9 protein-coding genes are annotated in these 12,045 nt (G+C 65.1%); 1 reads left to right on the top strand and 8 read right to left on the bottom strand.

Annotation, left to right across the window (positions count from 1 at the left end; genetic code table 11):
- Window positions 1-23: 23 nt before the first annotated feature.
- The 7 genes from H5T73_11175 to H5T73_11145 form a co-directional block, all read right to left on the bottom strand.
- Complete coding sequence (locus tag H5T73_11175) at window positions 24-785, bottom strand: CoA-transferase subunit beta (GenBank protein MBC7248322.1); 762 nt, start codon at window positions 783-785, stop codon at window positions 24-26.
- A 59-nt stretch (window positions 786-844) separates the two neighbouring features.
- Window positions 845-1,780, bottom strand: a complete 936-nt coding sequence (locus H5T73_11170; GenBank protein ID MBC7248321.1) for a CoA transferase subunit A — start codon at window positions 1,778-1,780, stop codon at window positions 845-847.
- Between the two features lie 190 nt (window positions 1,781-1,970).
- A complete protein-coding gene (locus H5T73_11165; protein ID MBC7248320.1) occupies window positions 1,971-4,352 on the bottom strand; it encodes a formate C-acetyltransferase/glycerol dehydratase family glycyl radical enzyme in 2,382 nt (793 codons plus the stop codon).
- Window positions 4,353-4,511: 159 nt separating this feature from the next.
- Entirely contained in the window at window positions 4,512-5,339 is an 828-nt protein-coding gene (locus H5T73_11160) for an SDR family NAD(P)-dependent oxidoreductase (protein ID MBC7248319.1), read from the bottom strand.
- 101 nt (window positions 5,340-5,440) lie between these two features.
- Window positions 5,441-6,466: an NAD-dependent epimerase/dehydratase family protein gene (locus tag H5T73_11155; protein MBC7248318.1), complete on the bottom strand. Its 1,026-nt coding sequence runs from the start codon at window positions 6,464-6,466 to the stop codon at window positions 5,441-5,443.
- A gap of 548 nt (window positions 6,467-7,014) precedes the next feature.
- Entirely contained in the window at window positions 7,015-7,635 is a 621-nt protein-coding gene (locus H5T73_11150; GenBank protein MBC7248317.1) for a PadR family transcriptional regulator, read from the bottom strand.
- A 231-nt stretch (window positions 7,636-7,866) separates the two neighbouring features.
- Entirely contained in the window at window positions 7,867-9,291 is a 1,425-nt protein-coding gene (locus tag H5T73_11145) for a HEAT repeat domain-containing protein (protein MBC7248316.1), read from the bottom strand.
- Window positions 9,292-10,090: 799 nt separating this feature from the next.
- Here H5T73_11145 and H5T73_11140 point away from each other — a divergent pair.
- Complete coding sequence (locus H5T73_11140; protein ID MBC7248315.1) at window positions 10,091-11,623, top strand: DUF2079 domain-containing protein; 1,533 nt, start codon at window positions 10,091-10,093, stop codon at window positions 11,621-11,623.
- Between the two features lie 264 nt (window positions 11,624-11,887).
- On the opposite strand, the gene H5T73_11135 is transcribed toward H5T73_11140, so the two are convergent.
- Window positions 11,888-12,045: transposase (locus H5T73_11135; protein MBC7248314.1), on the bottom strand; the 158-nt coding region annotated here is incomplete at its 5' end.

Genomic DNA, 12,045 nt, shown 5'->3' with positions numbered 1-12,045 from the left:
ATCCCCCTCCGCGGGATGCCCTCTCAGACGTAGCCGCGCTTGAGGTAGATGGTGATCATGCGCATGGGGTCGATGATCTCCCGGATGGCCCGCAGCTCCTCCGCGGTGGGCGGCGGCGTCTCGTGCACGTCCTCCGCCACCTTGAGCTCCCAGGGGGTGTTCTCCAGGATCTCCTCGATGGTGCTTCCCGGGTGGTAGGACTCCAGGTAGGCTTCCTTGCTCTCCTTGTCGAAGCGCAGCACGCCCTTGTTGGTGATGATGACCTCCGGCCCCTGGTCCTCCGGGAGACCCCACGCGGCGCGGCTTCCCGGGCCGTCGATGTAGCCGGGGGTGGTGATGAAGTCCACCCGCTCCGCCAGGCGCCGCTTGTCGTGCAGGGCGATGATGAGCACCCTCTTCGCAAGGAGCCCGATGGGATTGGCTCCCCCGCTCCCCGGCAGGCGGCTCCTGGGCCGCTCGTAGTCCCCGATGACGGTGGTGTTGATGTTGCCATATTTATCCACCTGGCTCCCGGCCAGGAAACCCACGTCCACCTTTCCACCCTGCAGGAACATGCCCATCACGTCTATGAGGGAGCCGATGAAGGCGGCCCCGGGGTTGAGGCAGGGGTCTCCCACCGAGAGGGCCGGGCGCTTGGGCTGGGCGTCGTAAACCCCCGACTCCTGCATCATGCGCGCGTTGGGCGCGTGGGTGTAGCGGGCGATGTTGGCGGCCACGCTGGGGAACCCGGTGCCCACGATGACCAGGTCCCCGTCGCGTATCTCCCGGGCCCCGCAGCATGCCATGAGCTCGGGCTTGATGTAATCCGTCTCCGTCGCGCTCATCCACCTCACCCCCCGCGTCCTCAGTACGCGTAGCTGACCGGGTAACCGTAATCGAACTCGGCCATGAGCCCCCGGAACTGGGAGTACCCGAACTTCTCGATGTAATGCTGTACGTAGGCGTTGCGGTCCTCGACCCCGAAGACCCACTCGTCGAGAAAGGCCCGGAAACCCTCCTCGCTGCCCGAGGCCTGCTGGTAAAGGCTGCCAAACATGAAGTCCACGTCGTAGAAGCCCGGGGTGTAGCCGGGATGCGCCCCGAAGGGCTCCTCCACCACCGCCGCCACCTGGAAGTCGGGGACGATGGTGCGCGAGGGGTCCTTCCCGATCACCTCGCGGGAGACTATCCTCTCGCAGCTCACGATGACCTTGCGGGCGGCGTTGGCCCCCCACTTGCAGTCGCCCTCGATGCCCCATACCTGGGCGTTGCCGTCCTCGTCCGCCTGCTGCACGTGGATGATGGCCACGTCCGGGTTGAGCGCCGGCACCAGCAGGGTGGGTGTGCCGTCGAAGGGATTATCGATGACCTTGTACTTTCCCTCTCCCAGGAAGGATCTCACCTTCAGCAGGTCCGACCCCACCATGTCCTTCACCGGGATGAAGGGCATACCCAGGGCGCCGGCCATGAGCATCATGGGCAGGGACAGGTTGGTGTATTCCTCCAACTCGATCCTGTGCGGTATCCCCTTCTCCAGGGAACGCCGGAAGCACCTTCCCAACCCGTAAACGCCCAGGGAGAGGAAGGTGGCGATGAACCGCTTCACCGCCCCCGCCCCGATGAGCATGTCGAAATCGTCCGCGGCGTTGCTGCGGGTGACGGTGAGGTCTTTCTTACCCTGCCGGATGATCTCGTGTATGGCGGCGAAGGGGGTCCGGCAGATGTAGCCGCCGATGAAGAGAAAATCCCCGTCGTGGACGTGCTCGGCGATGGCCTCGCGCATGGTCATGACTTTGCTCATCCCCCACCTCCTCCTGGAAACTCCTTCCTGTCGCCGGCCGGCTCCTGCAAGCGGGCTCTCCCGTCAAAGCCGTTCTCCCGTCAAAGCCGGTCATCCATCAAGGCCGTTAGAGCCGGCCTCCCGTCAAGCCAGGCCGCCCTTGAAGCCAGTTCGTCCTTAAACCCGGTCACCCTTCATACCCGGTCACGCTTCAGACCTGGTATTCGTAGCGGCTGATTATCTCCTCCTGGGCGGTGTCGCTCAGGCCGGTGAAGAGGACGGAATAACCGCTTATGCGCACCACCAGGTCACGGTATTTCTCTGGCTCGACCTGGGCCCGCCGCAGGGTCTCCGTGTCCACCGTGTTGAACTGGACCTGCAGTCCGCCCCCGCTGAAGTATCCCTGGATGAGGGCCAGCAGCTTCTCGGGGTCCGTCCTTGTCCCGGGGAAGCGCATGTTGAGGTTGGCGCCGTTGTAGAGGCGGCCGAGGGGCAGCTTGCACACGGAGTTCATCACCGCCGTGGGACCCGAAACGGCGCAGCCGTTGGAGGGGGTGAGGCCGTTGCCCAGGGCATCCCCCGCGTTGCGGCCGTCGGGCGTGGCGCCGGTGAAGGAACCCATGGCCAGGTGGAAGCCCACGGAGAAGACCCCCGGCCAGAAGGCGCCCCCCCGGTAGTTGGTATGACCTTCCAGGAGGTCGCAGAATAGGTCGAGCACGCGCGCCGCCATCTCGTCCGGCTCCTCCAGGTCGTTGCCGTACTTGGGCACCTTCAGGAGCAGGTACTTGCGCGCCTCCTCGGCGTCCGCCCAGTCCCCGGCCAGCCAGTCCGCCAGGTCCTCAAGGGAATATCTTCCATCCTCGAAGACGGCTTTCTTCACGGCGTAGAGGCTGTCCGCGGTGTTGGAAAACCCCATCAACTGCACGCCGGTGGAGTTGTACGTCGCCCCTCCCCGCGTGACGTCCAGGCCCTTTTCCAGGGGCCCCCCGATGAGGGCCGAGGCGAAGGGTGAGGGGAGCATGCCCGCGATGGCCGTGTCCAGGGCCTCCATGCCCTTGACCATCTGCCCGACGAAGTGGGACATCTGGGCGGCGAAGGCCTCCCAGACCTGCTGGAAGGAGGTGAAGGAGGCGGGGTCGCCTGTCTCGATGCCCGAGCTGTAACCGAAGATGTTGTCCACCCCGTTGGAGAGTGCGAACTCCACGCACTTGATGCCGTTGAACTGCACGGCGAAGGTGGACCCGAAGGTCTTGCCCTGGGCGTTCGGCTCCACGCAACCCACCAGCGCGTAGTCCCGCGCGTCCTCCAGGGAATGGCCCCCGCGCACCAGGGTGGGTACCACGGCGTCGTCGTTGAAGAAGTGCAGGGGCACGCCGTCCCGGGCATACTCGACCGCCCGCAGGAAGAAATCGCGGGGGGCCCGCGAGCCCAGGCGCAGGCTCACGTTTGGCTGCACCGTGCGCACGTCCGCGAAGGCGTCCAGCGCCAGGTAGCTGAGCTCGTTTGTGGCGTCCTCGCCGTCGGGACCCAGGCCACCGATGGTCAGGTTCTGGGTGGTCTTTCCCTCCGCCCCCTCCCCGCCGGGGATGAAGGCCTCTTCCAGGACGTTCCATATCTCGCAGGTCTTGAGATAGAGGAGGGAGAGGAGCTCTCGGGCCTTCTCGGGGGTGATGCGGCCCGCCTCCAGGTCCCGGCGGTAATAGGGGAGGAGGTACTGGTCGATGCGCCCCAGGGAGATGGAGTTGCCGCCGCTCTCTATCTGCGCGATGAGGTGGGCGAAGTAGACGCTCTGCACTGCCTCGTGGAAGGTCTCCGCGGGGCGCTCGGGGACGCGACCGCAGACGCGGGCCATCTCCCGCAGCTCCTCCGCGCGAGATGGGTCCTTCTCCTCCTCCGCCATGCGCCGGGCCAGGTCGGCGTGGCGGCGGGCGAAGCGGACCGCCGCCCGCAGGGAGCGGACCACGGACTGGTAGAATCTCCCTTTTTCACCCTCGCGCTCCCGCGCGGGAAGCTCTCCCAGGCGCCTTTCCGCCTCCGCCGCGATCCCCCCCATGCCCAGGCGCAGCAGGGTGGGGTGATCCATGGTGAAGTGCCCGATCCCGTAGGTCATCTCCAGCATGATGGTGAAGATGTACTTGTCCATGTCCTCGGCCACGTCCGGCGGCAGCAGGCTCTCGAAGCGCTCCTCCACCGTCCTGCCTCGCCAGAAGGGAAGGATGTCCTCGCGCAGCTCCCGTTTCTCCTCGGGCGTTATCAGCGCCCGCTGCAGGATCCTGGCGTCGAAGTTCTCGACGTCCTCCTCCAGCCAGCGCGCCTTGTTCTCCGGGAAGAGGGGGGCGCCCTTCAGCTTGGAGGTGCGGCACCCGACCACGACCTCGCCCTCCCTGATCGTTATGGTTATGTTTTCCAGGATATGTTCGAGCGCCATGCTCATGCGCGTCAGGGGGTCCTCGTCCCAGTGCGCGCGCATGGCCTCCGTGAGGTAGCGCGCCCGCTCCACGCACACCTCCTGGGGAGCGGCGACGATCCTCTCCCGCAGCCTCTTCACCCTATCCGTGGGTGCCGCAACCACCCGTGTGCCCGTTTCCCTCATCGCACATGCGCCTCCCTCGCTGCCTTTCGCGTTATATTTCCCGGCCGCTTCTCAAGGCCATTAAACCTCCTTCTCCGCCTGCCCGCCGATGACCGCCGTCATGACCCAAACATATTTGGGGTCAGGCCCCGTCCATGTCCGAAGTCCATCATCATGCCCTCACACCTTTATCTTCATGAAGTTGACCAGGATGGCGTCCCGTATCCCCGCAGGCAGCCACCTGTTGATGGTGATGAAGAAGGAGTCCCGGAAGGCGAGGCGCGTGAAAAGGGGAGGCTTTTCCGCCTCCACCACCTTGGCGACGGCGCGCGCCGCCTGCACCGGGTCCGGGGCGGTCTTGATGAGCTCGTTGTCGCGGTCGATGAACCTCTTCACCCGCTCGCGGTAGGGGGAACCCTCGGGAGGGAGCTTGTGTATCTTGGCCGCGAAGCCCGTGGAAACCTGGGCGGGCTCGATGATGGCCACCCGGATGCCGAAGGGCTCCACCTCGTAGCGGAAGGCCAGGAGCAGCCCCTCCAGGGCGAACTTGCTGGCGGTGTAGATGGACTCGAAGGGGAACGGGATCTGCCCCACCAGCGACGACATGGCCACCAGCTTCCCCTCCCCCCTCTCGCGCATGGAGGGCAGGAAGGCCTGGAAGACCGCCGCCGCACCGATGACGTTGATCTCCAGGCAGCGCAGGGCGGCCTCCAGGTCGATCTCCTCGAAGGGCCCGAAGAAACCGATGCCCACGTTGGAGAGGACCGTGTCCACCTTGCCATATTTATCCAGCACATCGCGGCTGAAGGACCGGATCCCCGGGCGGTCGCTGATGTCCAGGGTCACCAGGTGGTGCCGGTCCCCGCCGGCGAGTTCGCCCGCGAGGGAGGCCAGCCCCTCCGCGTCCACGTCGAAGCCGGCCACCGCCCAACCCCTCCCGTCCAGCAGCCTGGCCACCTCCCGGCCTATCCCCTGGGCCAGCCCCGTGATCACCACCACGCGTTCCATGCTCCTACCCCCTTTGTCCTCTCGCCCTCTTTCCCCTTCACTCTCCTGCACTCCTCCGCAGCCCCCCTGCACTCCCCCGCGGCCCCCTTTCCCGGAACCTCTCAAGCGTCGCCCTCGTACCTGCCCGGCGAGGGCTCGTCCCTCCCGCCCCCCCGTGCGTACCACTCCTTGAGCTGGAGCATCGACTCCCGGAAATCAGGGTAGATGAAGCGGTAGCCGGTGGCCTTGAGCCTGGAGTTGTCCACGATGTAGTCGTCGTAGAGGAAGCGCACGGCGTCGTACTCCAGGTCGGGGACGACTCCCTTGCGAGCGGCCTTCCACCCCTCCAACCGCGCCGATGCCTTGACCAGCCACAGGGGAAGGTGGAGCCTCGGCGGTTTGGTGCCGAAGGCCTCCGCGGCCAGCAGCAGGGCTTCTTCCAGCGTGGGGTGGCTGTCGTCGGCGATGTTGTATACCTGCCCGAAACATCCCTCGCGCAGGGAGAGGTGGTATGCCGCGGCGGCTACATCCTCCGCCCGAACGTTGGAGAGAAGCTGTTTCCCGCTACCGGGGATGGCCTTGATGGAGGAGGGGCGGGAAAAGGCCTTGCCCGCGCCGTCGTTGCAGCGCGGCCCGTAGACGGTGCAGGGCCGGGTGATGATGGCCGGGAGCCCCTCTTCCATGCGCCGGAACACCACGTCCTCCCCGTCCCGCTTGCTGCGCCCGTAGTCGTCGATGGGCTCGCGGGGGCTCTCCTCGGTGAAGGGGGTTCCCTTGTAGGCGCCGTAGACGTCCGTGGAGGCGATGTGCACGAAGGCCTTCACCCCCTTCTCCAGGGCAAGCCGGGTGATGCGCTCCACCCCCTGGACGTTTATGGGATAGAGCTTCTCGTAGGGGGTGGAGAAATTGCACACCGCCCCGAAGTGGAAGACCCTGTCCACGTCTCCCGCGAAGAGGGGCGGCAGGGTCTCCTCTCGGGTGAGGTCCGCGCCCACGTATTCAACCCCCAGGCGGTCGAAGAAGGTGGTATCCCTGCGCGGGCGGGCGGTGGCCCTGACCCTGACCCCCCGCGAAGCGAGGTACTCCACCATGTGGCTGCCCATGAAGCCGGCGGCGCCGGTCACCAGTGTTATGCCGGAATATTCCATGTCTCCTCCCCCTTGTCGATCTCCCGGTCGATCCCATGTTCTCCGAGTCGCCGTTCAGCCGATGCCGTCGCGTATCCCGTCACTCACGCTTTCTGTCCGGCACTCTCCCTTGCCTCCCCGCCGCTCCTTGACCTCCCCGCGCTTCCCTGTCGTTATCTCTCCATGGCCTTGCTGCCGCTATTTCTTCCCTGGTCTCCCTGCCGTTACCTCTACCTGGCCTCCCCGCCGCTCTTTCTCCCTTGCCTCCCCGCCGCCCTTTCTCCCTGGCCTCCCTGCCGTTACCTCTACCTGGCCTTGCTGCTGACCTTTCCCCCTGGCCTCCCCGCCGCTCCTTGACCTCCCCGCGCTTCCCTGTCGTTATCTCTCCATGGCCTACCTGCCGCTATTTCTTCCCTGGCCTCCCTGCCGTTACCTCTATCTGGCCTTGCTGCCGGCTTCTTTCCTGCCTTCCTTTGCGACCTCTCCCCTGGCCTCTCCGCGCTTCCCTGTCGTTATCTCTCCATGGCCTACCTGCCGCTATTTCTTCCCTAGCCTCCCTGCCGTTACCTCTACCTGGCCTTGCTGCCGGCTTCTTTCCTGCCTTCCTTTGCGACCTCTCCCCTGGCCTCTCCGCGCCTCCTCGTGTTCCCCTTGCCGCTCTCCCGCAGGCCGGCCGAGAGCTCGCGGTGGGCGCGCCGCAGCCATTCCAGGTAGAGCTCGTTGAACTGCACCCCCAGCTCCGCCATGAGCCGCACGTAGTCGCCGTGGTGCCGCCACCGCTCCAGGTTATCCCGCCGCCTCCGGAGCTGCTTCTCGTAGCTCTCTATCTGCCCTTCCAGGATCTCCAGGGCCCGCCGCGGGTCGCCGAAGCCGAAGAAGACGAAGCGCAGGAGGAAGGGGTCCCGGATGAGCATCTCCTTCTCGGGAGCGGAAGCCAGCCAGCGGGAGAACTCTTCCCTGCCCGCGGGGGTGATGGAATAGACCTTGCGGCGGGGTCCCCCGTTGTCGGAGGGGACCAGGTCCCGCATGACCACCAGCCCCTCGTCCTCCATCTTCCTCAGGGCGGTGAAGATCTGCCCGTAGTTTATGGTCCACATGTGGCCGAAGTTGTGCTCGATGTGCTTCTTGATGCGGTAACCGTGCATGTCTTCGTAATGCAGAAGCCCGAGGATGGCGTACTTGACCGACATGCTGTCTCCCTCCCTCTTGACTATATACTTTATATATATTTACCACGTGTCGCGCAATCCTAAACCTTTCCGGTGGTCTCCCAACCTTTTTCTATCCGGAAAGCGCCTGCCGAAACGATACAGCATCCCTTTCCGGGGAGGAAAAGACAAAGAGGGGGTCACATACGGAGGGAGTTACCGTCGATATCACGCATGGGTTCAAACACCGTCGGCGTCGCGCCGGGGCGGCGTTCACAGGATCAACTGGTCCGTGATGCCTTCCTTGCCCCTTCCGCGCCTCTCGATGGCCGCAAGGGCGGCACGGGCAGCCTCCCGCACCTCCCAATCGCGGTCTTTCAGGGCGCTCAGCAAGGGATTCACCGCCCTCTCGTCGCCTATCTCCCGCAGCACGTCCGCCGCCGCCTTGCGCACGGCGATATGGTGATGGCGCAGCGCCGCGATGAGCGGCGCGACGGCGGGCTCCCCGATCCTCACCAGCGCCTTGCGCGCCGCCTCCCTCACGTTGAAGAAATAGAGCGCTTCGATCAAGGGCCCCACCGCCCAGGGCTCCCCGATCTCGCCCAGGATGGTCGCGGTCCTCGCCCGCGCCCAGACGTCGCCTTCCTTCAGGAGGGAGACCAGGAAGGCGTTCACCAGTGGCTCCATCTCCCTGGACTGGTAAAACCTGCTTATCACCTCCGCGGCCCTCATGCGCAGGGTGACGCTACCTTCCTTGAGGGCGGCGACCAGGGGCTGCATGGCCGCGCTGCCTATCCTGACCAGCGCCTCGACCACCTCCCGGCGCACCTCCTCGTCGGGGTCCTCCAGGGCCTCGATAAGCGGCTCCACCGCCTTGCGGCGACCCATCCCCCCGAGAGAACGGGCGGCCGCCTTCCTCACCCGGGGATGGATGTCCCGCAGGGCATCGATGAGCGCCTGCACGGCCGCTTGGTCCCCTACGCGTCCGAGCGCTGCGGCGGCTCCCTCCCGCAGGCTTTCATCGCCGCTTGACTGCAGGGCGGACACGAGGGCGGGCACGGCTCGCCTCCCCATGCGGGCCGCTTGTTCCCATTCCCCCATGGCCACGTGGTATAATGCGCTCGCCTCGCCCTGGTCCTCCTTCCAACCCAGCTCATGCAGCGCCCTCGCGACGGCCTTTCGCCGCTCCCAATCCCCGCTTTTCAGGGCTTCCTTCAGGATGCGCGCGGCATGCACGCCGCCTATGGCGCGGAGTGCCGCGACGGCTTCCTCCCTCACGGCATGTTCCTCGTCGTCCAGCAGGGGCTCCAGTGCCTTTTCGACCCCCGGGCCCCCGCGCTTGCCCAGTTCCTTCGCGGCCTCCTTCCTGACCCGGGCGCTCCTGTCCCTTAGCGCCTCCATGAGCTCCTCCAGGGAGCGGGACGCGGGAGCCGCCTCCGTCGCCCTTCCCTCTCCGGCCGCCTCCGCCCCCGGAGGCGCATGTCCTGCACCGCCGCTTCCCGGTCGTGCTCCCGGCACATCCACGTCCGGGAGGGTCCCTGTACTACCATATTCTGGCATGCCCCGGCGCGGCAAAAGATCCCGCGTTTCCTTCTCTCCGTAACCCCTCCTTCTCTCAGCCCAGGCCAGCAACAGGCGCCTGCCGAGCGCCAGGCCCAGGCGGGTGAGGCCATCCGCTCTCTTCCCGTGATCACCCATTTTCGCCTTCCACCGCCTTCCTCACAGCGCAAGACGGGCGACGCGGATCTCCTGCTCCCTTGAGGCCCCTGAAACCCCTTGAGGCCTCTGAAACACCGCCTGCCCGCGCGCATGGGCAACCGTGAACCCGGTGCAATGCGTGGGAATTGACGGCCTCGGAATCGACTCTCACGTCTATTATATATCTCCCACCGCTAACCGAACGGCAACCTCCGTAAGGCCGTGCGTAAAACGCAACAGCCGGTCCCTGACCCGGAGTTTTCGGAAGAAGAAAGGACATCCTCCCACCCGGCCGGGACCGACCGAGTCGGTCGCAGCGGAGCCTGCGAAGCGAGACCATTGCTCGGCGGCCCGGCCCGCAATAAGTGGCCTGCAACCCACCTGCAGGGGTGGGTGCGGCGAAGACCCGCCCAGAGGGTCGAGACGCACTCCATCCCCGCCCCTCACCCCCATTGCGCGGCGGCCCGGCCGCCGAAAGAACGGATCTGCACCCAGCCAGCCCGGAGAACTATGGGGCCGGTCGCAGCGAGCGCGCCTTACCCGAGGTTTCGGAACTGCGGGTAAGGCACGGGGCGCCGAGCGAGACCGTTACCCCAAGGCTCCGGGCCGGAAGAATTGACCTGCAACCCACCTGCGGGGGTGGGTGCGGCGAAGACCCGTCCAGAGGGTCGAGACGCACTCCATCCCCGCCCCTCACCCCCATTGCGCGGCGGCCCGGCCGCCGAAAGAAGGGTACCCATCCATCGGGCACAAAGTGAACCTGATCCCGCTGCGTTCCGGAAACCTATATAATACCGCCATGAATATGCTCACCAAGGCGATGGGCTACCTGTGGCGGCGGTACGTGGCCTTCCGGGAGAGGCATCCCCGCCTCACCGCCTGGCTCGCCCGTTATTCCATATTCTTCCTGGTCATTTTCTTCGCCATGCTCTACTGCGCCATCTCGCTGCTCAAGCACATGAACTTCCAGTCACACGGGTGGGACCTGGGGATCTTCGACCAGCACATCTGGCAGCTCTCGCGCTTCGAGTTCGGCTTCAACACGGTGCGACTGGTACCCTCCCTCTGGGGCGACCACTTCCACCCCATCTTCTTCCTGGTCGTTCCCGCCTACTGGATATGGTGCGATGCCCGCGTCCTCCTCGTCTACCAGGCCATCCTGGTGGCCCTGGGCGCTTTCCCCGTCTACTACGCCGTGCGCTACGAGCTCAAGAGCAGCTTCTGCGCCCTGTGCCTGGCGACCGTGTACCTCTTCTTCTGGGGGACCATGGAGCTCATCTTCTTCGACTTCCACGAGTTCGCCTTCGCCGGTCCCATCCTCGCCCTCTCCTTCCTTTCCATGCAGAGGGAGAAGTGGGGATGCTACCTCCTCACCATTCCCTTCCTCCTCATGATCAAGGAGACCATGGCCATGCTGGTCTTCTTCCTGGGGCTGTACGTGATCGTCTTCCGGCGCAAGTGGTTCGAGGGATCGGCCACCTGCCTCATCTCCATGGGATGGTTCTACTTCGTCACCCGCAAGATCATGCCCCCGCTGGCGGCCGGCGGCGACTATTTCTACTTCAAGTACTACTCCCACATGGGGGACAACTGGGTGGAGGCGGGAAAGTACCTGCTGACGCACCCCTGGGAGCTGGTCAAGCAGACTTTCTGGCCCTACCACAAGGCCAAGCTGCTCTTCTTCATACTCGCCCCTTTCCTTTTCCTTCCGCTCATCGGCGCATTCGCCATCGTGGCCATCCCACCGCTCTACGAGCACCTGCTCTCCAACTACTTCCCCCACTGGGAGATCCTGAGACATTACCATGCCGTCTTCGCTCCCATCATGATCTTCGCTCTCCTGGACGCCTTCCCGCGCCTGCACCGCCGGCTGGCGCGCCGCGGCCGGGAGGTGGATTACCGCAAGCTGGTCTTCTCGCTCTGCGTGCTGATCCTGGTGGCCCAGGTGCCCTTCACCCTGAGCCGATCCACCAAGACCCTCTTCGACCCCAATTTCTACCGGCTTGACCCGCGCATGGAGAAGACGGGGTACGACATCATCTCCATGATCCCGCCGGACGCCTCGGTGTGCGCCCAGGACCCGGTGGTCCCCCACCTCTCCCACCGCGAGCACATCTACCAGTTCGACGGCAATACCTACGGCGCGGAGTACGTGGTCCTCAACAAGTTCCTCGACTGTTATCCCCTCACCAACCGCACCCTGGTGTGGGAGATCGCCAGGATGTACCGCGACCCGCGCTACGTGGCCCACCGCTTCGGCTACGGCTGGGTGCTCTTCACCATCAAGCCGGAATACGACCTGGAAGGCAAGCTGCAACCCCTCCCCGTATGATCGAAAGTGGGGAAAGTGGGGTCATATCTTCGATCTTCGGCCGAAGGGTCGCTAAGGGGGCCACGGACCTAACGGCGCTAATGGGGTCACATCTTCGATCTTCGGCCCCTTATGACTTTTCCGCCCGGCCCGGCGCGGTGCGCCATTCCCGCGCCGGAAGGGCGAGGATGCGGATATGAGTGAGCCCTAACTCATCTTCTACAGTTGCATTTTCAGAATACCAGGTAGATAGTCGTTTTTTAGCATGAAAAACAGGGCTTGGCACTACACCTCCGCCATCCTCGCCGTTGGCGGCGGGGCCACCCCTACGGCCTTGAAAACCTTGCTGGCTACTCCCTCGAGGGGGCTTCTCAAGAGCCATCTCTTCCCGTCATCGGCTACCTCGATCTCGTAGACGGCCTCCAGGTCCTGCTTGAGCTGCT

It is taken from the genome of Actinomycetota bacterium (genome assembly GCA_014360655.1).
GTDB lineage: Bacteria > Actinomycetota > Geothermincolia > Geothermincolales > RBG-13-55-18 > JACIXC01.
The sequence above is the reverse complement of the archived record's forward strand: the minus strand, read 5'-3'. Positions and strand labels throughout refer to the sequence as shown.

What these genes read in the sequence shown, in the direction of transcription:
- H5T73_11155 (MBC7248318.1), bottom strand. Translation starts at nt 6,466, where the DNA reads ATGGAATATTCCGGCATAACACTGGTGACCGGCGCCGCCGGCTTCATG.
- H5T73_11165 (MBC7248320.1), bottom strand. Translation starts at nt 4,352, where the DNA reads ATGAGGGAAACGGGCACACGGGTGGTTGCGGCACCCACGGATAGGGTG.
- H5T73_11170 (MBC7248321.1), bottom strand. Translation starts at nt 1,780, where the DNA reads ATGAGCAAAGTCATGACCATGCGCGAGGCCATCGCCGAGCACGTCCAC.
- H5T73_11150 (MBC7248317.1), bottom strand. Translation starts at nt 7,635, where the DNA reads ATGTCGGTCAAGTACGCCATCCTCGGGCTTCTGCATTACGAAGACATG.
- H5T73_11175 (MBC7248322.1), bottom strand. Translation starts at nt 785, where the DNA reads ATGGCATGCTGCGGGGCCCGGGAGATACGCGACGGGGACCTGGTCATC.
- H5T73_11160 (MBC7248319.1), bottom strand. Translation starts at nt 5,339, where the DNA reads ATGGAACGCGTGGTGGTGATCACGGGGCTGGCCCAGGGGATAGGCCGG.
- H5T73_11145 (MBC7248316.1), bottom strand. Translation starts at nt 9,291, where the DNA reads ATGGGTGATCACGGGAAGAGAGCGGATGGCCTCACCCGCCTGGGCCTG.
- H5T73_11140 (MBC7248315.1), top strand. Translation starts at nt 10,091, where the DNA reads ATGAATATGCTCACCAAGGCGATGGGCTACCTGTGGCGGCGGTACGTG.